The 22,539-nt window shown below is 65.1% G+C and carries 18 protein-coding genes; 4 read left to right on the forward strand and 14 right to left on the reverse strand.

Features of this window, described 5'->3' with window-relative positions; genetic code table 11:
* Nucleotides 1-59: 59 nt before the first annotated feature.
* From ACT531_RS10945 to ACT531_RS10970, 6 genes are read right to left on the reverse strand one after another with little or no spacing between them, the layout of a single operon-like run.
* The gene (locus ACT531_RS10945) at nt 60-6,338 is read right to left on the reverse strand and encodes a hybrid sensor histidine kinase/response regulator (protein ID WP_476017437.1); all 6,279 of its coding nucleotides are present in this window, start codon (nt 6,336-6,338) and stop codon (nt 60-62) included.
* Between the two features lie 51 nt (nt 6,339-6,389).
* Nucleotides 6,390-8,678, reverse strand: a complete 2,289-nt coding sequence (locus ACT531_RS10950) for a methyl-accepting chemotaxis protein (RefSeq protein ID WP_209818236.1) — start codon at nt 8,676-8,678, stop codon at nt 6,390-6,392.
* A 21-nt stretch (nt 8,679-8,699) separates the two neighbouring features.
* Nucleotides 8,700-9,227 (reverse strand): chemotaxis protein CheW, encoded by a 528-nt coding sequence (locus tag ACT531_RS10955; RefSeq protein WP_209818234.1) that lies wholly within the window; start codon nt 9,225-9,227, stop codon nt 8,700-8,702.
* Between the two features lie 15 nt (nt 9,228-9,242).
* On the reverse strand, nt 9,243-9,608 hold the full coding sequence (locus ACT531_RS10960; RefSeq protein WP_005796104.1) for a response regulator: 366 nt from the start codon (nt 9,606-9,608) through the stop codon (nt 9,243-9,245).
* Nucleotides 9,608-10,006 carry a response regulator gene (locus ACT531_RS10965; protein WP_060984016.1) on the reverse strand — a complete coding sequence of 133 codons (399 nt, stop codon included), beginning with the start codon at nt 10,004-10,006 and terminating at the stop codon, nt 9,608-9,610. Before ACT531_RS10965 ends, ACT531_RS10960 begins: the two co-directional genes overlap by 1 nt.
* Before the next feature lie 59 nt (nt 10,007-10,065).
* Nucleotides 10,066-10,218: a rubredoxin gene (locus ACT531_RS10970; protein ID WP_476017571.1), complete on the reverse strand. Its 153-nt coding sequence runs from the start codon at nt 10,216-10,218 to the stop codon at nt 10,066-10,068.
* Nucleotides 10,219-10,333: 115 nt separating this feature from the next.
* Between ACT531_RS10970 and thiD the strand changes: the two genes are divergently transcribed.
* Nucleotides 10,334-11,293, forward strand: a complete 960-nt coding sequence (gene thiD / locus ACT531_RS10975; RefSeq protein WP_476017438.1) for a bifunctional hydroxymethylpyrimidine kinase/phosphomethylpyrimidine kinase — start codon at nt 10,334-10,336, stop codon at nt 11,291-11,293.
* Entirely contained in the window at nt 11,277-12,587 is a 1,311-nt protein-coding gene (gene hemL, locus ACT531_RS10980) for a glutamate-1-semialdehyde 2,1-aminomutase (protein WP_476017439.1), read from the forward strand. Before thiD ends, hemL begins: the two co-directional genes overlap by 17 nt.
* Nucleotides 12,588-12,687: 100 nt before the next feature.
* Here hemL and ACT531_RS10985 read toward each other — a convergent pair whose 3' ends face one another.
* Complete coding sequence (locus ACT531_RS10985; protein WP_056066242.1) at nt 12,688-13,467, reverse strand: IclR family transcriptional regulator domain-containing protein; 780 nt, start codon at nt 13,465-13,467, stop codon at nt 12,688-12,690.
* Nucleotides 13,468-13,723: 256 nt separating this feature from the next.
* On the opposite strand from ACT531_RS10985, the gene pobA reads away from it, so the two are divergent.
* Nucleotides 13,724-14,908 (forward strand): 4-hydroxybenzoate 3-monooxygenase, encoded by a 1,185-nt coding sequence (gene pobA, locus ACT531_RS10990; protein WP_476017440.1) that lies wholly within the window; start codon nt 13,724-13,726, stop codon nt 14,906-14,908.
* A gap of 51 nt (nt 14,909-14,959) precedes the next feature.
* On the opposite strand, the gene ACT531_RS10995 is transcribed toward pobA, so the two are convergent.
* The 5 genes from ACT531_RS10995 to ACT531_RS11015 form a co-directional block, all read right to left on the reverse strand.
* A complete protein-coding gene (locus ACT531_RS10995; RefSeq protein WP_476017441.1) occupies nt 14,960-15,436 on the reverse strand; it encodes a c-type cytochrome in 477 nt (158 codons plus the stop codon).
* 41 nt (nt 15,437-15,477) lie between these two features.
* Nucleotides 15,478-17,079 carry a bifunctional phosphoribosylaminoimidazolecarboxamide formyltransferase/IMP cyclohydrolase gene (gene purH / locus ACT531_RS11000; RefSeq protein WP_309822128.1) on the reverse strand — a complete coding sequence of 534 codons (1,602 nt, stop codon included), beginning with the start codon at nt 17,077-17,079 and terminating at the stop codon, nt 15,478-15,480.
* 260 nt (nt 17,080-17,339) lie between these two features.
* Complete coding sequence (locus tag ACT531_RS11005; RefSeq protein ID WP_015015597.1) at nt 17,340-17,573, reverse strand: Fis family transcriptional regulator; 234 nt, start codon at nt 17,571-17,573, stop codon at nt 17,340-17,342.
* Complete coding sequence (gene dusB / locus ACT531_RS11010) at nt 17,570-18,616, reverse strand: tRNA dihydrouridine synthase DusB (protein ID WP_476017442.1); 1,047 nt, start codon at nt 18,614-18,616, stop codon at nt 17,570-17,572. Before dusB ends, ACT531_RS11005 begins: the two co-directional genes overlap by 4 nt.
* A gap of 195 nt (nt 18,617-18,811) precedes the next feature.
* The gene (locus tag ACT531_RS11015; RefSeq protein WP_476017443.1) at nt 18,812-19,396 is read right to left on the reverse strand and encodes a M15 family metallopeptidase; all 585 of its coding nucleotides are present in this window, start codon (nt 19,394-19,396) and stop codon (nt 18,812-18,814) included.
* A gap of 151 nt (nt 19,397-19,547) precedes the next feature.
* Here ACT531_RS11015 and ACT531_RS11020 point away from each other — a divergent pair, with 151 nt between their 5' ends.
* Nucleotides 19,548-20,030, forward strand: a complete 483-nt coding sequence (locus ACT531_RS11020) for a YqaA family protein (RefSeq protein ID WP_476017444.1) — start codon at nt 19,548-19,550, stop codon at nt 20,028-20,030.
* A 110-nt stretch (nt 20,031-20,140) separates the two neighbouring features.
* Here ACT531_RS11020 and ACT531_RS11025 read toward each other — a convergent pair whose 3' ends face one another.
* Together ACT531_RS11025 and rarD are read right to left on the reverse strand one after the other, a co-directional pair.
* Entirely contained in the window at nt 20,141-21,382 is a 1,242-nt protein-coding gene (locus ACT531_RS11025) for a GGDEF domain-containing protein (protein WP_209818216.1), read from the reverse strand.
* A gap of 157 nt (nt 21,383-21,539) precedes the next feature.
* Nucleotides 21,540-22,418: an EamA family transporter RarD gene (gene rarD / locus ACT531_RS11030; RefSeq protein WP_476017445.1), complete on the reverse strand. Its 879-nt coding sequence runs from the start codon at nt 22,416-22,418 to the stop codon at nt 21,540-21,542.
* Nucleotides 22,419-22,539 lie beyond the last annotated feature (121 nt).

Raw genomic sequence — 22,539 nt, forward strand, 5'->3', positions numbered from 1 at the left:
ATGAATGAGCACCCCCGACCCAGGCTGACTCGCAGGGTCGGGAGTGGGCCGGCATGGTGTCAGGCCTCGGCCGCTGCGGCGATGCGGGCGTAGTGCTGAATCAGGCTCAGCAGCTCTTCGTCCGAATACGGCTTGCCCAAGTAATGGTTCACGCCCAGCTCCATCGCATGCTCGCGGTGCTTTTCAGCAATGCGCGAGGTGATCATGATGATGGGCAGATCACGCAAGGCACCATCTGCACGGATGTTGCGCGCCAGATCGAAGCCGTCCATGCGCGGCATTTCGATATCGGACAGAACCACCGTCGGGCGCTCTTCCTGCAAGCGCTCCAGCGCCTGCAGACCATCGGCCGCCAGGGCCACACGGTAGCCTTCGCGCTGCAGCAGGCGCTGCGTCACGCGGCGCACCGTGATGGAGTCGTCCACCACCAGCACCAAAGGCACCTGGCTAGGGCCCGACAACTGCTGAGACACCACGGCTTTGCCCGTGCCCCCTGTAGCGGGGGTGTCGGGTGCTGGCGCCATGTCGGCACTGGCTGCGCGCACCTGGTCGCCGTACACCGTGGCCAAGGCCACAGGGTTGTAGATCAGCACCACGGCACCCGAGGCCAGCACGGACATGCCCGCCAGACCTGGCAGACGGGACAACTGCGGCCCCAAGTTCTTCACCACGACTTCCTGATTGCCCAGCACTTCGTCCACGTGCATGGCCACGCGCTGGGCAGCGCTTCGGAAGATCACCACCGGGCGGGTCTTGCCCGCTGGCTCGGTGCTGCGGGTGGACGACTGCAGCAGGGCTCCCGACCAGAAGAACGGGATCTTCTCCATGCCGTCGTCAAACACACCGGTGCGATACGCCTCTGCGAGGTCGGGGGCCGAGGTGCGGCGAACGATCTCGACCACGTTGGCCGGAACCCCGATCGCCAGATCGCCCGAGCGCAGCATCACCACCTGCGTCACCGCCGTGGTCAACGGCAGCACCATACGGAATGCAGCGCCCTTACCGGCCTCCGTTGTGGTCTCGATACGGCCGCCGAGCGCGTTGATTTCGGCACGCACCACGTCCATGCCGATGCCACGACCTGCCAGGCCCGTGACCTCCGAGGCCGTCGAGAAGCCCGGCATGAAGATCAGGTTGGCGGCATCGGCGTCGCTCAGCTCCACGCCGGGTTCCACGATGCCCTGGGACAGGGCCTTTTCGCGGATGCGCGGCAGGTTCAGGCCCGCACCGTCATCACGGAACTCGACCGACACGTCATTGCCTTCGTGGTGCAGGTCCACCGTGATGGTGCCCGACGCCGGCTTGCCAGCCGCCATGCGGACCTCGGGCTCTTCGATGCCGTGGGCCACGCAATTGCGCAGCAAGTGCTCGAAGGCGGGTGTCATACGGTCCAGCACGCCACGGTCCATTTCAATGGAGCCGCCGGTGATGTCCAGCTTGATCTGTTTGCCGGTTTCCTTGGAGGCCTGGCGCACCACGGCGTACAGGCGTTCGGCAATGCCTTCGAACTCCACCATGCGGGTGCGCAACAGATCGCGCTGCAGCTCGCGCGCCTGGCGGCCCTGGGCGATCAGGTCGTCTTCGGCGCCTTCCATGGCGCGTTGCAGATTGCGCTGCACCGTGGCCACGTCGTTGACCGACTCGGCCATCATGCGGGTCAACTCCTGCACCCGGGTGAAGCGGTCGAACTCCAGCGGATCGAAGCCTGCCGCAGAGTCCTTGGACAGCGCCAGGCGCGACTGCATCTGCGACTCGGCTTGCACCTCGATGTCGCGCAATTGCTGGCGCAAGCGGTCCAGGTTGCCCGACAGATCGGTGAGCGAGCTGCGGAACTGGCCCAGGCGCGCGTCGAGGCGCGAACGGCTGATCATCACCTCGCCCGCCTGGTTGACCAGGCGGTCCAGCAGCTGTGCACGCACGCGCACCGATTGGTTGGCCGCCACGCGCAGGGGCGCCAGTTGCGAGGGTCCTGGCAGGCGCACGGCCGGGGCCGTCATCGCCACCGGCTTGGCAGACGGTGCGGCCACCGACGGGACGGAAGCCTCCGACACATCCGCCACGCTGGCGCGGGCGGCAGGCACGGCTTCCACCGGCAAGGCCACCACACCGTCCGAGGGAGCCTGACCAATGGCACGCAGTGCCTCGAAGTTGGCTTGCAGGCCGTCGAAACTACCTTGCAGCGGCTCGATCTGGTCGGCCGTGACGGTCTCTGCGTCCAGTTGTTCGATCGCAGATTCCAGCCGATGGGCCATTTCGCCCAGGCGCATCGCACCGGCCAGTCGTGAACTGCCCTTGAGCGTATGCAGGGCCCGCAACACTTCGCTGCGGGCGCTGAGGTTGTCGGGGCGCGAGGCCCACTGGCGCAGCGCACCACCCAGCTGGGGCAGCAACTCGGCCGCCTCTTCTTCGAAGATGGGGAACAGGTCAGGGTCGATGACGTCGATCGCATCGATGTCGTCGTCCGCGTCCGGGATCGAGGCAATGGCGTGCGCGATGGCATCGTCAATGTGCTGATCATGGTCGTGGATGACCGCAGACAGCGCGGGGGCCACATGGCCCACGGCAGGTGCGGACACGGGTTCGGGCACTGCAGGTGCAACTGGCTCAGGCTCGGCGACCGCTGCGGCCGCCTGCGCCACCGGCTCTGGTGCCAATTCGGCAGCGGCAGCTTCGGACGCTTCCTGCTCGGCGGCGTCGAGGTAGGCCTGCGCATCCTCTTCGGGCGGAGACTGGGTGCTGACCACCTCGGTTTCCAGAATCTGGCGCAGCTGGGCCAGCACTTCCGGGCTGGGCTCTTTGAGGAACCCGGCAGCAAACTGGTGCAGCAGGCGACGGATGTCTTCCGCCGCTGCCATGAAGGCGGCCGCCTGTTCCTCGGTGCCCCCCGACTGCAATTGCACATGCTGCAGCGTGTGCTCCAGCACGCGGGCCATTTCGGACAACGCGGTGAAGCCTACCGTGGCCGAACTGCCGGCCAGCGAGTGCGACAAGGCCACGGCCGTGTCAGGCAGCGGCTCGTGCAGCTCCAGCGCCCATTCCTGCAAGCAGGTCACCAGGCGACGAGACCATTCATCAGCCTCATTCAGGTACACGTTGTAGAGCGGGATGCCGATGCGCAGCGTGTCGATGACCTTGACGGCATCGTCGCTGCCGCCTTCTTCCTGCGGCAGGGCATCGAGCAGATTCGCCACGTCTTGCGCGGACTCTGCTTCAGCGAGGTCGTCTGGCAAGGCTTCGGGACTTGCCTCGGCAACGTCCTCGGGGGCAGGTGCCTGCAGTGAAGCAGCCTCGGCAGACTCGGCAGACTCGGCCTCCAGCAGCTTCTCCAGCTCGGCCACATCCAGCGCTTCTAACCCGTCCGAAGGAACGCTGGCCTCCGTGACCACCCCGGTTTCCGGTTCGGGCGCGTCGAGCACCAGGTCTTCCGGTAGCAGGAATTCGTCGCCCAGAGCGTCTGCGGGGACTTCCAGCGGCGCGTCGACGGGCTCTGCGTGAGCCATTGCTGGCGCTGGCATCTCGGCCGACACGGGTTCCAGATCGGGCAGCTCCAGGTCGAGCACGAAGTCTGCGCTGGACGGATCCACCGCCGGTGCGGGCTCGGGAGCGGACTCGTTGAGTGCTGCGGTGAACACGGAGAAGTCGATCTCCTCAGCCACCTCTGGCGCAGCGCTGGCGACGTCGGCAGGCTGTTCGGGCACATGGTCCGAGATCTCGGTGGCCTGGAAGTCCGGCACCGTCAGTTCGTCTTCGAGCGCCTCGGTGGAGGGGGCCATCGCCGCCATGGTCGGCTCCGGTGCGGGCTCCTCTGCAATATCTGCGACTGCCGAGGCCGGAACGGGTTCCAGTGCGGCAGCGTCGCCCGAGGCCATGGCCAGCGGCACCAATGTGCCGTCCAGACGCATGGCGTCGGCAGAGCGACGGAAGGACTCGGGGTCCCAGCCCGTCGCCCGGCCTGCGGCGATGTCATCGGCCCAGCTGCTGAAGGCATGCAGGGCATCGGTCGACAGCTGCAGCAAGCTGGGCTGCATGGGCTTTTGTTCGGCGAGCCAGACGTTGAGCACCTGCTCCATCGACCAAGCGGCTTCGCCAAAGTCGTTCAGCCCCACCATGCGCGAACTGCCCTTGAGCGTATGGAACGCGCGGCGCAGCGTGGTCTGCTCGCTCAGGTCACCGGGTTCTCCCCGCAGCTGCTCGATGGCAGCCAGACCGTTCACCACCACTTCGCGCGCCTCTTCGAGGAACACGTCGAGCAGTTCGTCTTCCACATCGGGCACTGCGGCGGGCGCAGCGGCGGGCACCGGGGACGCCGCCTCAGCTGGTGCAGGGGCCACCACGGCAGGGGCCGGAACGTCAAAAGAAATGTCCGGGGCCAGGCCGGCGGGCTCAGCCGCCACGCCAGCATCGGCCGCAGGGGCCGAATCAAAATCAGGGAACGGCGCAAAGTCCGTGGGCTCGCTGGCAGGCTCCTGCACAGGGAACCGGGGAATCACGTCGGGCACCACAGTGGCTGAACGCTCTTCCAGCTTGGCGGGCGCTTCTTCCACCGCATCGGAGGCGCGCGCACGGGTCTTGCCCATGAGGATGCGCAGCTCGCCCAGATCTTCGTCGTACACGAAGAGCTTGCGCGCCATGGTGCGCTGGTAGCTCAGCATGTCGATCAGGAAGCCCAAGGCTCCCAGGCTGTTGCCCAGCTTTTCAAATGCGCCCTGGCGTTCTTCTTCGGGCACTTCATTGATCAGCAGACGCTCCACCGTGTCGCGCATGCGAACCACGGCCAGCGACGCCTGGTCCAACCCCAGCACCGAAAGCACGCCACGCATTTGCGCGAGATGCCCTGGCACGGTCGCCAGCACAGCGGTGTCCTTGGGGTTTCGGAAAAACTGGTCCATGGCCTTTTCGGCCTCGCCCAGGGTCACGCGGAGTTCGTCGACCACGCTGCCCATGGTCTGGTTGTCGCTGACCCGGCGGTACAGCTCTTCCATCCATTGTTCAAGAGGTTCGGGTTCGGCACCCGCCGTGACCGCATCCAGACGCTCTGCAAGACGGCTGGCGCGGGCTTCCATCTGTTCGTCCGCAGTGTCCAACTCTTCAAAAGCTGCCTGCAGGTACAGCACGGAGGTAGCCACTTCCATCGCCAATGCGGGCGAAGGGGGTTCGCCCGACCGGGTGGTGGAATCAAGGGCACGCGTCAGCGCCTGCGCCAGGTTCTCGCTGCCGGGGTGGAGCTTGCGCAGCGAATCGCACACCAGACTGAACTGGTCTGCCGCTGGCTTGAGTTTGTTGCGGTCACCGCCCGCCAGGGCGGACCAGGTTTCCGTGGCCGAAGCAATGCGCTTGCGCGCCTGGGCCAGCACCGCCGGGTCAAAACGGCCAAAGCGGGCGGTCTCGTAGTCCACCGGCTTGAACCGGTCCAACGCAAAAGCCTGGCGAACCGCCCGCAGCGAGGGCGCAGCGTCATCCGGGAGATCTGCCACCCGCGCCTGCGAGCAGAAGAACAGCAGATCCTGCACCAGCCGGTCGGCAATCGTTGGATCGCCCTTGGCCAGGGTGGCGTACTGCATGAGCACACGAGACGCCACGCGCTTCACGTATACATCCGGCGGCAACAGCCCTGAGCCAAAGGCATCGAAGAAGCCCGCGCAGATTTTCCAGAACGCGCGCGCTTGCCGATCCGTCTGGGCAGCCACAAAGCCCAGGCAGGTGTCGCGCAAGCTGAGGGCGGCCTTCAGATCCCCCGACTTGACGATGCGCAGCACCGCAGCATCCAGCCGCGCACGCGCCTCGGGACCATAAGGCAACGGAGGCAGCGACACCGCGCCTTCAGGTTCGCGGAAACGGCGTTCCACCGGCCACAGGTCTGCGGGGTGAACACGATCAGCGCCCGCCAGGGCCTGCGCATCGCGGTATTGCGGAAACAGCGCCACAGGCGACACGGCTTTGCCGGCCAGCACGGTTTCCAGGTATTCGATCAGCGCAAAACTGGCGCGCTCGATCACGGCGGCAGCGTCATCGCTGCAGGTTTCGGGGCGCTGAACAAACTTCTGCACCGCCGATTCCATGGACCGCAACACCAGCGCCGGAGGGCCCATGCCCACCATTTCCAGCGCACCACAGGCTTGGTGCAGTTGCTGGCGCGCAATGCGCAGGGGGCCAGCGTCCAGCGCCGCCAGATCGGACTCGCGTGCTACCTCGGCATCACGCACAAAGCGCCGCATCGCCTTGACGGCACCGTCCAGCGATTTGCGCAGCTCGTCAAGCACCCAAGCCAAAGGACCCAGGTCCTGATCTCCCTGGGTCCCGTCGGCGGCCGGTGCATTGTTGACATCAATAGATGACATGGATTCGTCCCCGGCTGCAATGAGCCAGCTGGTTGATGACTAACTGCTGCGTCAGGCGATCTTGAACCGTGCCACCGATTGGCGCAGTTCTTCGGCCATGTGCGAAAGCTCGCGCACCTGCTGCGCAGTCGTGCGGGTACCTTCACCCGTCTGCTCGGTCACCGCAAAAATGTGCTGGATGTTGTCGGCCACTTCGTTGGCCAGAACAGCTTCCCGGGAAGTCGAAGACGAAATCTGCTCAATCAGTTCAGCCAGACGGCGCGACACGCGGTCGATTTCGGTCAGTGCGGTACCGGCACTGTCGGACAGCCGAGCCCCTTCCACTACACCCTGCGTGGAGCGCTCCATAGCGGCCACGGCGTCCTGGGTGTCGGTCTGAATGGCTTTCACCAGCGCCGAGATCTGGCGCGTAGCGTCTGCGGAGCGTTCAGCGAGGCGCTGCACTTCTTCCGCCACCACCGAGAAGCCGCGACCGGCTTCACCCGCAGATGCGGCCTGAATGGCGGCGTTCAGAGCCAGCACGTTCGTCTGCTCGGTAATGTCAGAAATCAGCTCGGTGATTTCACCGATCTCCTGCGACGATTCGCCCAGGCGTTTGATCCGCTTGGAAGTGTCCTGGATCTGGTCGCGGATGGAGTTCATACCGCCGATGGCGTTCTGCACGGCCTGCAGACCCGAGTCCGCAGCTTGCAGCGACTGACGGGCCACCGTAGCGGACTCTTGCGCCTGTGTGGACACCTCATTGATTCGGGTCGCCATGTCCAGAACGGAGCGGCCGGTTTCGCGAATTTCGCGCAGCTGCTCGGTCGATGCCGCCAGCAGCTCGGTCGAGGTGTTGTCCACCTGGGCGGTCGTCTGCGCCACGCGGGTCGCCGTGTTCTGCACGCTGCCCACCAGCTGGCGCAGCTCTTCCACCGTGTAGTTCACCGAGTCAGCAATAGCGCCGGTGATGTCTTCCGTCACCGTGGCTTCTTGCGTCAAGTCACCTTCAGCAACCGACTGCAGTTCGTTCATCAAACGCAAAATGGCGGCCTGGTTGGCGTCGTTGACGCGCTTGGCTTCCTGCTCTTGGCGCTTGGCGTCGCGTTGCTGGTTTTCAGCAGCTGCCTGACGGCCACGGCTGTCCAGCAGCTGAACGCGCGAAATGCCGATACCGCACAGCAGCACGAACAAGCCTGCCAGCGCCAGTGCGGCGAACTGGCCGGCGCCCAGACCGGTCTGGGCGGACAGCTTGCTCTGCAGGCCTTCCAGCTGGCGGCGCAGGGGTTCGCTGTCGGCAATGATCGCGGACTGCGCTTCGCGGGCAGACACCAGACCTTGCAGGTTGCCCAGAATGGCGCTGGCCTGGGTACGGGTCTGTTCGTACAGCTTGATCAGCGCTTCCAATTGCTCGCGGGTCTGCGCGTCCTTGGTGGCCGACAGGCGCAACTCGGGGCTGCCTTCCAGCAGACCTTGTGCGATTTCCTTGAAGGAGTTCAAGTCCTTGCCCAGCAGGAACACGGCCTCGGGGCTCACGCCTTCCATGGTCTGGAACTCGTTGGCAGACTTGCCGATACGCTGGGTCAACATCACCAGCTGGCCGGCGGCAGAGATTTCGGCTGCAGGAGCGTTTTGTTGCAGCTTGAGCGACGACACCGTTTCAGCGATTTCCAGCAGGTCGGACGACTGGCGGTTGATGGTGCGCAGAGCGTCACCCACCTGCGTCAGGATCTTTTGCTGGCCCATCACCACGCTGGCATTGCGCTCTGCGCGCTCCATCAGGGGGTTGACGGCATCCAGATCGGGCTTGAAGGGCTCGCCCAGCGACTGCACACCCAGCTCGTTGTCACCCGAATTCAGGGCGCGCACGTTGCGGGCCAACACGCCCGAGCTTTCCACCACGTCCGGGAAGGCCTGTGGGCTACCCACCAGCGCCTGCGACACCGACTTGGCGAGACGTTGCGACTGCATCAGCGACTGGCCGGTAGCAGCCAGTTGCTGCGCGGAACGGTCGGCCTGCTGCAGCACCCAACCGGCGATCAGTGCCAGCACCACCACCCCTACGGCCAGCAAGGCCAGCAGTCGGCGCTGATGGCCCGCGGCAGTCGAGCGGCCCAGCAAGGGCAGGCTGATGAGGTCTTCTTCCGCTTCGGGCGCGGTCAGTTCCGGCGTGTAGCCGTCGGGATCGCCCTGGACGCTGTTCATGGCTTCGGCCTGGTAGGAGTCGCGCAGTTGCGAGCCATCCAGGGCTCCCGTGGCCAGGAGGTCCTGCCCATCGTCGGTCGCGCCGGTGGCTGCGCCGGTATCAGGCGTGGCGGGTTTCCGGTTGAACAGTTTTCCAAATTGATTGACGACGGACATGGTGCAGCCTTACAGAAAAACTCAAGCACTGATGCTCAGGAAAGCGGGATGTTGGGACAGGATCTGCAAGTTCAGCTCCTGCCAGCGTGTGCCACTGGAATCGATATAGGTGGTGCCGAAGAAGCTGGGCGAATCCTCGGCCGGCGGTTCGGACGACACAAACGCGTCCGTGCCGCGCAGCCCGGCCAGGCGGTCCACCAGCAGGGCGGCATTGACGTCGAGCGCGGCGTTGAACGCGAGCAGGCTGGCCTCGGACAAGGCTTGCTCGGTGCGCGGCACGGTGGAACCGAGCAAACCCGCCAGGTCCACCACCCCCACCAGGCCACCGCGCAGGTTGGCCACGCCCAGAAACCAGCTCTGGGTGTAAGGCACGGCCTGCACCGACACCCAGGGGAAGATCTCCCCGGACTGCCCCAGGGGCAGCAAATAGAAATTCCCGGCGGACTCTACAGCCAGCCAGGAGGACACGGACGTACCTTCGGACCTTGCAGCCTGCAAGCGGCTGGCAAGTCGGGTCTGGAGCTCCCGTAGGGCTTCGCGGTTTGCCATGAGCGCGCCGCTGCCTCAGTTCAGAGCGTCGATTTTGGCCTGCAGCTCTGCGGGGTCCACCGGCTTGGTGATGTAGCCGCGCGCACCTTGGCGCATGCCCCAGACACGGTCGGTTTCCTGGTTCTTGCTGGTGCACATGATGATGGGCACATCAGCGTAAAGGGGGTCGCGGGTAATGGCACGCGTGAGCTGGAATCCATTTTGGCCGGGCATCACCACATCCATCAGGATGAGATCGGGCTTTTCTTCGGCCAGACGGCGAAATGCCTCTTCGGCATTTTCTGCAGTACGGACTTGCATGCCTTTTTTCTGAAGCAGGTCCGTCAAAAACATCAACTCGGTCTTCGAGTCGTCGACGACCAATACTTTCTGAATGGGCATTAGAGGGCTCCTTGTTGGGAATTGCCAAACTGCTGCACGGCCTGCAACAGCTGGTCTTTGGTAAACGGCTTGGTGAGATATTCCTGGCAGCCGACCATGCGCCCGCGCGCCTTGTCGAACACACCGTCCTTGGAGGACAGCATGACCACCGGGGTATCCGCAAAACGGGCATTGCGCTTGATGATGGCGCAGGTCTGGTACCCGTCGAGCTTGGGCATGAGGATGTCGCAGAAAATCAGCTGAGGCTGGTAATCGTTGACCTTGGCCAAAGCATCAAAGCCGTCGTCGGCCAACAAGACTTCGTGCCCCCCCTGCTTGAGAAAAATCTCGGCGCTTCGACGGATGGTGTTGCTGTCATCCACCACGAGCACTTTGAAAGATGCGCCTGTTGTAGTCAATTGTCACTGCTCCCGATGGAGAAAATAAACAACGCAGCAGCGATAGGTGCTGGAGCGCCTCAGATCTGGACCATCTCGAAATCTTCCTTGCGGGCGCCACATTCTGGGCAGGTCCAGTTCATCGGGACCTGATCCCATGGGGTGTTGGGTGGAATGCCGTGTTCGGGAGACCCCGCCGCTTCGTCATAAATCCAGCCGCAAATCAAACACATCCAAGTTTTAAAGTCGGTCACAGCTTAAAGGGCCTTCACATAGAATGCAACGATTGTATCTAGTGATCTCCGCGGCCTGCAGCTTCCGTGCCACCCCTCCAGCAGGATCTGGTCCATGACCATCAAAGCCTCCCTTCCCCCCCCAGAAATCCCAGATATTGACGACGATGACGCGGAGGAAGCGAGCCCGGCCTGTGTGCTGGTGTTCAATGCCAGCGACCCCAGCGGAGCCGGCGGACTGACCGCCGACATCACCACCATCGCCTCGGTCGGTGGACACCCGATCGCCGTGGTCACCGGGGCCTATGCCCGCGACACCGCTCAGATTTTTGACCACTTCAGCTTCGACGACGAGGCTGTGTCCGAGCAGGCGCGGGCCGTGCTGGAAGACCTGCCCGTGCAGGCGATCAAGGTCGGCTTTGTCGGCAGCCCCGAGAACATCAGCACCATTGCCGAGATCACGACCGACTATGACGAAGTCCCCGTGATCGCCTACATGCCCAACCTGTCCTGGTGGCGTGACGAGCTGATCGACGAGTACCTCGACGCCTTCCGCGAGCTGCTGCTGCCCCAGACCTCGGTGTTGGTTGGAAACCACAGCACCCTGTGGCGCTGGCTGCTGCCGGACTGGACGGGCGAGCGCAGCCCCACCGCCCGAGACATTGCCCGCGCAGCGTCCGAGATGGGCGTGCCCTACACATTGGTCACTGGCATCCCCTTGCCCGAGCAGTTCGTCGAGAACGTACTGGCCTCGCCGCAGACCGTGCTGGGCAGTGGCAAGTTCGAGCTGTTTGACGCCACCTTCTCGGGTGCGGGCGATACGCTCTCGGCCGCACTCACTGCCCTGGTGGCCAGCGGCAACGACTTGGGCGAAGCCACCAGCGAAGCGCTGGGATACCTCGACCGCTGCCTGGACGCAGGCTTTCGCCCCGGCATGGGGCACATCGTGCCCGACCGCATGTTCTGGGCGCAGCCCGAGGACGACGAGACCGGCGGCGACGAAGAAGAACCCACGATTGACGAAACACATGCCCTGGAGGGTTTTGTGATGCCACCCCATGACACCAAGCACTGATCTCAATATTCCCCTGTTCGAACGCGCCAAGGCGCTGATCCCCGGAGGCGTGAATTCGCCCGTGCGGGCCTTCAAGGCGGTCGGAGGCACACCCCGCTTCGTCAAGCGCGCGCAAGGCGCCTACTTCTGGGATGCGAACGACCAGCGCTTCATTGATTACATCGGCTCCTGGGGCCCGATGATCCTCGGCCACGGCCACCCCGCCGTGCTCGACGCGGTGCAGAAGGCGGCGCTCGAAGGCTTCAGCTTTGGCGCCCCCACCGAGCGCGAAGTCGAGCTGGCCGAGGAGATCCTGAGCCTGGTGCCGTCCATGGAGATGATTCGTCTGGTCAGCTCGGGCACCGAAGCGGGCATGAGCGCCATCCGCCTGGCCCGTGGCGCCACGGGCCGCAGCAAGTTCATCAAGTTTGAAGGCTGCTACCACGGCCATGCCGACTCGCTGCTGGTCAAGGCCGGCTCGGGCCTGGCCACGTTTGGCAATGCCACCAGCGCGGGCGTGCCGCCTGAAGTGGTGCAGCACACCCTGGTGCTCGAATACAACAACGTCGCCCAGCTCGAAGAAGCCTTTGCACTGCACGGCAAGGAACTGGCCTGCGTGATGATCGAGCCCATCGCGGGCAACATGAACCTGGTGCGCGCGAGCGTGCCGTTCATGCAGCGCTGCCGTGAGCTGTGCACCGAATACGGTGCGCTGCTGGTGCTGGATGAAGTGATGACCGGTTTCCGCGTGGCCCTGGGCAGCGCGCAAAGCGTGTACGCCAAGAGCATCCCCGGCTTCCAACCCGACATCACCGTGCTGGGCAAGGTGATCGGCGGTGGCATGCCGCTGGCGGCCTTTGGTGGCCCGCGCGCCATCATGGAACACCTCGCACCGCTGGGCGGCGTGTACCAGGCGGGCACGCTGTCGGGCAACCCGGTGGCCACGGCCTGTGGCCTGACCACGCTGCGCGAGATCCAAAAGCCCGGCTTCTTCGATGCGCTGTCGGCCCGCACCCGCTCGCTGGTCGATGGACTGCAAGCCGCTGCCACGGCCGAAGGCGTGCCGTTCTGCGGTGACTGCGAGGGCGGCATGTTTGGCTTCTTCCTGCTGCCCGAACTGCCGCAGAACTATGCCCAGGTGCTGAAAACCGACAGCGCGCGCTTCAACCAGCTGTTCCACGGTCTGCTGGACCGGGGCATCTACATTGCACCGGCCTTGTATGAAGCGGGCTTCGTGAGCGCCGCCCACACCGCCGACGACGTGGCAGCCACCGTGGCTGCTGCGCGTGAAGTATTCAAGACGCTCTCAAAATAATAGCTATCAGCGCATATTGCACTAGCGCTTCCTGCCAATTTGGCACCGAATGGCCCTCACAAGGGCCATTTTTCATGGCGGCGAGGCTTGTGGCGGACAGTCACAGCAGTCCGCGCAGTTCGCGGGCGGCCTCCTGCAGCAGCGGCAGCATGTCGCGCTGCAGGCTGCCCTCGTCCATCTGCTTGGGCGACGCCACCACGTTGAGCGCCGCCACCGTATGGCCCTGCAGGTTGCGCAGCGGCACAGCCAGCGCGTGCACGCCCAGCTCGTGCTCCTCCACGGCCAGGCAATAGTCGTCCCGCCGCACCTTGGTGATCACCTGCCGCAGCGGGCCTACCTGCGTAATGGTTTGGGGCGTGAGGCGGTGCAAGGGCCGGTTCTTGAGCCAGGCGGTCAACTCCGCCGGGGGCAGCGCCGCCAGCAACACGCGGCCGGTGGACGTAGGGTGGGCCGGCAGCCGCGCGCCCAGGTGCAAGCCATAGGCCAGCACCCGCGACGGCGCGCCATACACGCCGCTGCGCGCCACGATCACCACCTCATCCCCATCCAGCACCACCGCCGAGAACGACTGCTGGGTCTGGGCTGCCAGCCGGTTCAGCGTGGGTTGCAGCACGCGCGGCAGCCGGGCAGACGCAAGGTAGCTGCCCGAAAACCGAAGCACCTTGGGCGCCAGCCAGAAGTAGCTGCCATCCGTTTCCAGATACCCCAGGTGCGCCAGTGTCAACAGGTGCCGCCGCGCCGCCGCCCGCGTGAGGCCGGTGCGCTGCGCCGCCAGTGTGGCGTTCAGGCGCTGGCGCTCGGTGTCGAAACTCTCCAGCACGGCCATGCCTTTGGCCATGCCTTCGATGAAGTCTGCCTTGGCGATGGGGGTGGAAGCCATGGGCGGTGGTGTGTGAAGTGCAGGTGGATGGACCCGGGGCACAAGGGCTGGCGGAGCCCCGCAGCGGCTCGGAGCGATAGCGGCCCAGGTTGCAGACGCCAGCCACTCGGGACACTGCGCGATCATCGCACAAAGTATCGACTGATCGCACGCAATCGGCAGCGCCGGATATCGCTTTGATCTGGATCAACCTACGCTCAAGGCCACTGGTTTTCGGTATCCCCCATCTCCCACACCCCATTCCCAGAGGTTTCCCATGCGCACCCAGGTTGCCATCGTTGGTGCCGGCCCCGCCGGCCTGCTGCTCGGTCAGTTGCTCCACAAGTCTGACGTTGACGCCGTCATCATCGAGCAGCGCAGCCCCGACTACGTGCTCGGCCGCATCCGCGCCGGGGTGCTGGAGAAGGTCTGCATGGACCTGCTGGACCAGGCGGGCGTGAGCGCCCGTGCCCATGCCGAGGGCCTGCCCCACGACGGCATCGAGCTGCTGTTCAAGGGCGAGCGCCATCGCATCGATCTGCACGAGCTGACCGGCGGCAGCCGCGTGACGGTGTACGGCCAGACCGAAGTCACGCGCGACCTGATGGATGCGCGCGCAGCGGCCGGACTCACCACCGTGTACGACGCGCAGAACGTGCAAGTGCACGACTTTGACGGCCAGCACCCACGCGTGACGTACGAAAAGGACGGCCAGACCCACGAGCTGGCGTGTGACTTCATCGCGGGCTGCGACGGCTACCACGGCGTATGCCGCGCCAGCGCGCCGGCCGACCTGCTCAAGACCTATGAGCGCGTGTACCCCTTTGGATGGCTGGGTGTGCTGGCCGATGTGCCACCGGTGTCGCACGAACTCATCTATGCCAACACCGAACGCGGGTTTGCGCTGTGCAGCATGCGCAGCGCCACGCGCAGCCGCTACTACGTGCAGGTGCCTACCACTGACAAGGTCGAGAACTGGACCATCGACCAGTTCTGGACCGAGCTAGGCAACCGCCTGGACCCCGAGGCCCGCGCCAACCTGGTGACCGGCCCGGCGCTGGAGATGAGCATCGCCCCGCTGCGCAGCTTTGTGGCCGAGCCCATGCGCTTTGGCCGCATGTTCCTGGCCGGTGATGCCGCCCACATCGTGCCCCCCACCGGCGCCAAGGGCCTGAACCTCGCCGCCAGCGACGTGGGCTATCTGTGGACCGCGCTGTCCGAGTTCTACAACGAGAAATCGTCCGTGGGCATCGACACCTACTCCGACCGCTGCCTACGCCGCGTGTGGCGTGCCGAGCGCTTCTCGTGGTGGTTCACCTCGCTGATGCACCGCTTTCCGGAAACGGGCGAGTTCGGCCAGAAGATTCAGGAGGCCGAGCTGGACTACCTGGTGCACTCGCGTGCTGCCTCGGTGTCGTTGGCCGAGAACTATGTGGGCCTGCCGATGAACTTTGGGGCCTGAACCCCCGCAGGCATCTCGCCCCTCGCCCCTGCTGCCCGGTCGCCATCGCCGTCAACGTGGCGCCGATGCGGCCTCTGAGGCCGACGCGCCGGGTGCCGCAGCAGCCGGCACCGGCAGCGACACCAGCCACTGCGCCATCTCACGCGCTTGGGCTTCCGTGACTTGCGGGTGGCGGGGCATCACGGTGCGCCCCCACTCGCCCACACTGCCGTTGCGGATCCTGCCGGCCAGGTAATCGGCAGCGTCGCCGCGGTCGCGGTACCGCGCTGCAATCTGCTGAAACGAGGGGCCTACGTAGTGGCGCTCCATGCCATGGCAGCGCAGGCAATCGGATGCTTCCACCAGGCGAAGTCCGGCCGATGCGGCGGGCGTTGAGGCAGCGCTGCCTTGCCCGCCAGCGCCCGGCCCCCGCTGCAACATGCGCCAGCCCAGGTTGAGCATGCCCAACACCACCAGCGCCATGAACCCCATCAGTGCCCAGCCCAGCCAGCGGGGCCGGGGTGGCGGGGTCTCATCGTCGCGGTGCATGCACGCGCACCGCTTCAAGACCCGTTGCGATCACCGTCATCTCAGTGGCGGAAGTGGCGCACGCCGCTGAAGACCATGGCCACGCCGCGCTCGTTGGCCGCGTCGATCACTTCGTTGTCGCGCATCGAGCCACCGGGCTGGATCACGCAGGTCGCACCCGCATCCACCACCACGTCCAAGCCGTCGCGGAAGGGGAAGAACGCATCGCTCGCCACCACGGTGCCTTGCAAGGTCAGGCCAGCATGCCCGGCCTTGATGCTGGCGATGCGGGCCGAGTCCAGGCGGCTCATCTGGCCGGCGCCCACGCCCATGGTCATGCCGCCCTTGCAGAACACGATGGCGTTGCTCTTGACGTACTTGGCGACCTTCCAGGCGAACAGCAGGTCTTCCATCTCTTCGAGCGTGGGCTGCTTCTTGGTCACGACCTTGAGGTCGATGAGAGACAGCTCGCGGTTGTCGGCCGTCTGCAGCAGCAGGCCCGAGCCGATGCGCTTGGCGTCCATGGCATTGCGGCCGCGCTCCCAGTCGGTCTTGCCACCGTGGGCGGGCAGCGCGATCTTGAGCAGGCGCACATTGGCCTTGGCCTTGAAGATTTCCAGCGCCTCGGCGGTGAAGTCGGGGGCCATCAGCACTTCGACAAACTGCTTGCTCACCTGCGCTGCAGCAGCGCCGTCCACCACGCGGTTGAACGCGATGATGCCGCCGAAAGCGCTGGTCGGGTCGGTCTGGAAGGCCTTGCTGTAGGCGCTCAGCGCGTCCAGGCCCACGGCCACGCCGCAGGGGTTGGCGTGCTTGACGATCACGCAGGCTGCTGCTTCAAAGCTCTTCACGCATTCCCACGCGGCATCAGCGTCGGCGATGTTGTTGTAGCTCAGCTCCTTGCCCTGCAGTTGCACGCCGGTGACCAGCGAGCCGGGTGCGGGGTGCAGGTCGCGGTACAGCGCAGCCTGCTGGTGGCTGTTTTCGCCGTAGCGCAGGTCCTGCACCTTGGTGAAGATGCCGTTGCTCTGGCCGGGGAACTGGGTGCGCGTGGGCACGTAGGTTTCCGACAGCTTGTCTTCTTCGAACGTGACGGACGAGAGGTAGTCGCTGATCGCGCCGTCGTACTGGGCAATGCGGTTGAACGCGGCCACCGACAGCGCAAAGCGCAGCTTGTCGCTCAACTTGCCACCGGCCTTCAGTTCGGCCAGCACGGCGTCGTACTGGTCGGCCGACGTGATCACGCCCACGTCCTTCCAGTTCTTGGCAGCGCTGCGCACCATGGCGGGGCCACCGATGTCGATGTTCTCGATGGCGTCGGCCAGCGTGCAGCCAGCCTTGGCCACGGTGGCTTCAAAGGGATACAGGTTGACCACCAGCAGGTCGATGGTGTCGATGCCGTGCTCCTTCAGCGCGGCCATGTGTTCGGGCAGCTCGCGGCGGGCCAGCAGGCCGCCGTGCACCTTGGGGTGCAGCGTCTTCACGCGGCCGTCGAGCATTTCGGGAAACTGGGTGACCTCGGCCACTTCGGTCACGGGCAGGCCCTTGTCGGCCAGCAGCTTGGCGGTGCCGCCGGTGGACAGCAGCTTGATGCCCAGCGCGTGCAGCGCTTGCGCGAATTCGACGATGCCGGTCTTGTCAGAGACGGAGAGGAGTGCGTTCATGGTGGTGGTGCGGAGGTTTTGAATAAAAACGGGCTGTAGCGCTAGTGCATCATGCGCTGGCAGCTATTAATTTAGTAGTTGTGTATCTTGTAGAGCAGTCAGAGGCTGAGAGTTTTTTGGCCGAGCCCGAAAGGCGCGCGAAAACGCTTCGGATCTAGGCGCAAAGCACAGCCATAGCTCGGGCTATGGCGAGCATTTGGAACGACGAGCCGGAGTGTTTTGGCGTGCATGGCGGGTTCGGACAAGAGACTCTCAGTCTCTTAGAGCAGCTTGTGCTCGACCAGCTTCTTGCGCAGGGTGTTGCGGTTCAGGCCCAGCCATTCGGCGGCGCGCGACTGGTTGTTGTCGGCCTGCTGCATCACGACTTCCAGCAGCGGCCTTTCGACCACACGCACCAGCATGTCGTACATGCCATCGGGCGTCTCGCCGCCCAGGTCGCGAAAGTAGCCCTGCAGGCTCTCGCGCACGCATTCTTCTATGTGTTTCTTGCTCATGCAGCCAATCCCTCTTGTTCTTCTGGTTCTGCGTCCACGCCCGTGGCGGCAGGCAGCCGGTCCATCTGTTGCCCCAGGGCATCCAGGTAGTCGGCCACGGCCTGCCACTGCGTGGTGCAGTCTTCGATCGTGTTGATGTGTTGCCTGAAGGCCTCGCCACCCGGCAACGCGCGCAGGTACCACGCAATGTGCTTGCGCGCACTGCGCACCCCGGTCAGCTCGCCGTACAGGCTGTAATGGTCTTGCAGGTGGTCCAGCAGCAGGCGGCGCACCTCGGCCACCAGCGGTGGCGCCAGGTGCTCGCCCGTGGCCAGAAAGTGGCCGATCTCGCGGAAGATCCACGGTCGGCCCTGGGCGGCACGGCCGATCATGATCGCGTCGGCGCCGGTGGCGGCCAGCACATCACGCGCCTTCTCGGGCGAGGTGATGTCGCCGTTGGCGACCACGGGCACTTTCACCGCCGCCTTGACGGCGGCAATGGTGTCGTACTCCGCATGGCCCTTGTAGCCCTGCTCACGCGTGCGGCCGTGCACGGTGAGCATCTGGATGCCCACGGCTTCGAACTGGCGCGCAAGCTGCACAGCGTTCTTGTGCTCCTGGCACCAGCCGGTGCGCATCTTCAGCGTGACGGGCACGTTGTAGGGTGCGCAGGCGTCAACCACGGCAGCGGCAATCTCCACCGCCAGGGCTTCGTTCTGCATCAGCGCAGAGCCCGCCCATTTGTTGCAGACCTTCTTGGCCGGACAGCCCATGTTGATGTCGATGATCTGCGCGCCGCGTTCCACGTTGTAGACCGCCGCCTCGGCCATCATCGGCGCATCGGTGCCGGCAATCTGCACGGCAATGGGCCCCGGCTCCCCTTCATGGTTGGCCCGGCGCGAGGTCTTGAGGCTGTTCCACAGGTCCTTGCGCGAGGTCACCATCTCACTCACCGCATAGCCTGCCCCTAGCTCCTTGCACAGCTGGCGGAACGGCCGGTCGGTGACGCCCGCCATCGGGGCGACGAACAACCGGTTCGCCAAAGGAATGTGGCCGATTTGCATGGGCGGGGTAGGAAGCGGGGAGGCAGCAAAAGATGCTGAAAAAGGAGGCGGGATTGTACCTGCTCAAAATTTCAGCAACTGAAATGGGGTGCACGCGCTTTCTATCTGCGGCCAAGGCTTCATTGACGGACCGCTATGGGCCTGCGTCCTCTACTCTCCCCCTGAGGTCACGCGTCCCTGGGAAAGAGCTTCACTTCACCGCGCAGCGAGATCGGTGTCTGCAGCCTGCGCCGGCGGCAGACCCCGCTGCGCGAAATGCCACCAGGCATCCGGCAGGTTGTCGAACTGGTGGCGCGCCATGAGCGCACGCAGCCACTGGCGGTTGTGCAACACATCGGGGGAAAAACCCGTGGCTCCCGCTGCGGCCTCGGACCGCGCAGCGCCCGCCGGGGTGCCCATGTCCACGGCCTGCCCGTCGGCCAGCGGCCCGCGCACCACCTTGTGGGCCTTGGTGCCATCCACCACCTGCACCTGCACCACCCAGCCCCCGCTGGCAGCGTTGCAGGCGGCCTGCAATGCCATCCCTTGGGACTGCAGCTCACGGCCAATACGCTCCAGCGCGGGCCTTGCGGTGGGCTCCTTGTCGCAGGGCGAGATGGCCGTCTGCTCCCACGGCATGGCCCCGCTTTGCAGTCCCGGGGTGGGCACCGCGGCCTGGGGGCTGTGCGCACACGCCGACAGCAGCAAGGCCGCGGCCACGGACGACCAGCGGGTCGCTGGCGGCATGGCAGCGGTGGGATTCAAGCGGCGGGGAGCGGGCGTGGTGGGCAATGCCAGCATGGGCGACCTCCTGGGTGTGTCATTCAGGGCCAATGTGTTTTCACGATACAAAAGCCCCTCCGGCCCGGCCATGCGCCGAAGGCGCGCGCCGCTGTAGGACAGATCCCCCAGGGGCCAACGAAGCCCCAGCAGCCCCCTACACTCAACCGCTATGGAAATCTGGATGCACCAGCTGCTCGAATGGCTGGCCCTGCCGCAGTTCGGGCTGAGCACGGTCTTTGTGGTGTCGTTTGTTTCGGCCACGCTGCTGCCACTGGGCTCCGAGCCCGCCGTGTTTGGCCTGATCAAGCTCAACCCGGAGCTGTTCTGGCCTGCCATCCTGGTCGCCACCGTGGGCAACACCCTGGGCGGCGGCGTGAGCTGGTGGATGGGGCTGGGCGCACACAAGGCCGTGGACAAGGCGCGCGGCAATGCAACCGAGGTGCAGGCACTGAACTGGCTCAAGCGCTTTGGCGCGCGCGCATGCCTGCTGAGCTGGCTGCCGGTGGTGGGCGACCCGCTGTGCGCGGTGGCCGGCTGGCTCAAGCTGCCGTTCTGGCAATGCCTGGCCTATATGGCAGTGGGCAAGTTTCTGCGCTATCTGGCGATGACCAGCGTGCTGCTGTATTTCATGCCTGGTCATCTGGCGATTTAGGTTGCCGGTCAGAGCCCTGCTGCAATGGGCTTTGGAGATAGACCCATGATGGGTCGATGCCTCCGATGCGCAGGGCGCCCGGGGGCTTGTGCACCCATGCGGGCCAGTCCCTACAAGAACGCGTGGCTGCTGGGAATCGACAAATCCGACATCTGCGAATCGCCCTTGGCAATCGGCTCCTCGACCACCACCTGGTTGCGCCCACCCTCCTTGGCCATGTACATGGCGGTGTCTGCCCGCGAGAAGAACTCCAGCACCGATTCGCCCAGCACATACTGCGTCACGCCGATGGAGACCGTCACGCGGCCCTTGAGCAGGCCCGTCCAGGCGTGCGACTCCACCTGGGCCCGGATGCGCTCACAGGTGTTGAGCGAGGGCAGCAGCGAGGTGGCCGGGAAGATCAGCAAGAACTCTTCCCCGCCGTACCGCCCAAACACATCACCGCCACGCACGCCCTGCTGCGCAATGCGGGCAAAGGTGCGCAACACCTCGTCGCCTCCGAGGTGGCCCAGCTCGTCGTTGATGCGTTTGAAGTGGTCGATGTCCAGCACGGCCAGGCACAACGGAATCCCGCTTTCATCAGCCAGCTGCTTTTGTTCTTCGAGCGCCGCCAGGATGTAGCGGCGGTTGAAGCAGCCCAGCAAGGTGTCGCGCTGCGCGTCTTCCTGGATGTTCTTGATCTTGCGGCTGGCCTGGTACAGGCTGCGGTACAGCCGCTGCACGCGGCCCATGAGGACGATGAACGCCGGCACCGATACGGCCAGCGCCAGCAGGTGCATCAGCTCCAGCCGCAACAGGGCGTCGTTGCCCTGCTCTGCATAGTGCGCAGCAATCACCGCCGCATAGGCGCACAACACAGCGGCCGTCAGCACCAGCAGCGTGCGCCGGGGCACGGTGAAAATGCCGTAGGCCACTGCCACGAACATGAACGGTGCCAACAGAATCTGCGTGACTGGCTCCAGATAAAACACCACCAGCATGCCGCCGATGGCCGTGGTCACAATGCCCAGCTTGAGATGCCTCAGCCTGAGCTTTCGTTGCAATCCCGAACGGAACACGGCACCGAACACGGCAAAGCCCGCAGCCGTGAGGCCAGCCAGTACCCACAACACCTGAGCCCCCACCACGCCCAGGGCGTAAAAACCTGCCAGGGCCAGCGCGTACAGCCCAATCAGCCCCGCCACGGCCCACCACTTGGACGAAGCGCTGCGTTCGCCCCGGGGGCCAAAGCCGTCCAGCGCGCGCCGTCCAGGTCGGACGGCCACCGACGAAGAATCGTCGAACTCCAGCACGGCATCGGTCAACGGGAAGGCATCCGTCGCCGAAAACAGGTTTTTGCGTCCAAAAAGCATGTGGTGGCGGGCTCAGGCCTGGAAGAGGAAGGAAAGGTGGCGCAGCAACACACATGCGGCACCCGTCAGACAAATCGCAGGATCTTACGCGTGGCTGACAAAATCGATCTGCGCGTTTTCCAGTAGCCCAGGCGACAACCGCCCACCCGCAGGCGTGCTATGTGAGCACCGCCCGCTGGCGCGCCCACCAGCCCTCCAGGCTGTACACCACCAGCGCCGCCCAGATCAGTACAAAGCCCACCAGACGCGCAGGCTGAAAGGCCTCGTTGTAAACCCAGACGCCCAGTGCAAACTGCAGGCTGGGGGAGATGTATTGCAGGATGCCCAGCGTGGACATGGGAATGCGCCGGGCACCGGCGGCAAACAGCAGCAAAGGCACGGCCGTCATGGGCCCGGCCAACAGCAGCCACCCCACCGTGGACAGGTCCCCTTGCACCAGAGCGCCCTGCCCTTGCCAGCTCCACCAGGCCAGCACCACGGCCGCCACCGGCGCCAGCATCAAGGTTTCCAGGGTGAGTCCCTCCAGCGCGCCCAACACCGCGACCTTGCGCAACAGGCCATAGAACCCGAAAGTCAGGGCCAGCACCAGCGCGATCCAGGGTAGTCGCCCTGCCTGCACTGCCAGCCACAGCACACCAGCCGCAGCAACCGCCACGGCCAGCCATTGCCCAGGCCGGGGGCGCTCGCGCAGGAACACGAAGCCCAGCGCCACATTCACCAGCGGCAAGATGAAATACCCCAGGCTCGCATCGACCACATGGTGGTTCTGCACGGCCCACACGTACGTCAACCAGTTGCCCGACAGCAGCACTGCCGACAGCGCAAAGGCCCCCAGCACACGCGGCTGGCGCACCACCGACGCCATCCATGCCCATTGCCTGCGCACCGCCAGCAGCCCCAGGACCACGGCCAGCGACCACAGCGTGCGGTGCATCACCACCTCCAGCGAGGGCACATCGGCCACCTGCTTGAAGTACAGCGGGAACAATCCCCAGGCGACATAGGCCAGGGCGGCGTAGAGGATTCCGGTATTCATGCGCAAAAAACCCAGAACGGGTGAATGGGTGGACAGCCACGGGATCGAACGCGGCATCGCCAGAAAAAATCCCTGCCAGCCCAAGGGCAGACAGGGATGGCGGGGAGCACGGCAGACCCAC

Source organism: Acidovorax sp. DMC1 (assembly GCF_056314325.1).

What these genes read in the sequence shown, in the direction of transcription:
- ACT531_RS10945 (WP_476017437.1), bottom strand. Translation starts at nt 6,338, where the DNA reads ATGTCATCTATTGATGTCAACAATGCACCGGCCGCCGACGGGACCCAG.
- ACT531_RS10950 (WP_209818236.1), bottom strand. Translation starts at nt 8,678, where the DNA reads ATGTCCGTCGTCAATCAATTTGGAAAACTGTTCAACCGGAAACCCGCC.
- ACT531_RS10955 (WP_209818234.1), bottom strand. Translation starts at nt 9,227, where the DNA reads ATGGCAAACCGCGAAGCCCTACGGGAGCTCCAGACCCGACTTGCCAGC.
- ACT531_RS10960 (WP_005796104.1), bottom strand. Translation starts at nt 9,608, where the DNA reads ATGCCCATTCAGAAAGTATTGGTCGTCGACGACTCGAAGACCGAGTTG.
- ACT531_RS10970 (WP_476017571.1), bottom strand. Translation starts at nt 10,218, where the DNA reads ATGTGTTTGATTTGCGGCTGGATTTATGACGAAGCGGCGGGGTCTCCC.
- thiD (WP_476017438.1), top strand. Translation starts at nt 10,334, where the DNA reads ATGACCATCAAAGCCTCCCTTCCCCCCCCAGAAATCCCAGATATTGAC.
- hemL (WP_476017439.1), top strand. Translation starts at nt 11,277, where the DNA reads ATGACACCAAGCACTGATCTCAATATTCCCCTGTTCGAACGCGCCAAG.
- ACT531_RS10985 (WP_056066242.1), bottom strand. Translation starts at nt 13,467, where the DNA reads ATGGCTTCCACCCCCATCGCCAAGGCAGACTTCATCGAAGGCATGGCC.
- pobA (WP_476017440.1), top strand. Translation starts at nt 13,724, where the DNA reads ATGCGCACCCAGGTTGCCATCGTTGGTGCCGGCCCCGCCGGCCTGCTG.
- ACT531_RS10995 (WP_476017441.1), bottom strand. Translation starts at nt 15,436, where the DNA reads ATGCACCGCGACGATGAGACCCCGCCACCCCGGCCCCGCTGGCTGGGC.
- purH (WP_309822128.1), bottom strand. Translation starts at nt 17,079, where the DNA reads ATGAACGCACTCCTCTCCGTCTCTGACAAGACCGGCATCGTCGAATTC.
- ACT531_RS11005 (WP_015015597.1), bottom strand. Translation starts at nt 17,573, where the DNA reads ATGAGCAAGAAACACATAGAAGAATGCGTGCGCGAGAGCCTGCAGGGC.
- dusB (WP_476017442.1), bottom strand. Translation starts at nt 18,616, where the DNA reads ATGCAAATCGGCCACATTCCTTTGGCGAACCGGTTGTTCGTCGCCCCG.
- ACT531_RS11015 (WP_476017443.1), bottom strand. Translation starts at nt 19,396, where the DNA reads ATGCTGGCATTGCCCACCACGCCCGCTCCCCGCCGCTTGAATCCCACC.
- ACT531_RS11020 (WP_476017444.1), top strand. Translation starts at nt 19,548, where the DNA reads ATGGAAATCTGGATGCACCAGCTGCTCGAATGGCTGGCCCTGCCGCAG.
- ACT531_RS11025 (WP_209818216.1), bottom strand. Translation starts at nt 21,382, where the DNA reads ATGCTTTTTGGACGCAAAAACCTGTTTTCGGCGACGGATGCCTTCCCG.
- rarD (WP_476017445.1), bottom strand. Translation starts at nt 22,418, where the DNA reads ATGAATACCGGAATCCTCTACGCCGCCCTGGCCTATGTCGCCTGGGGA.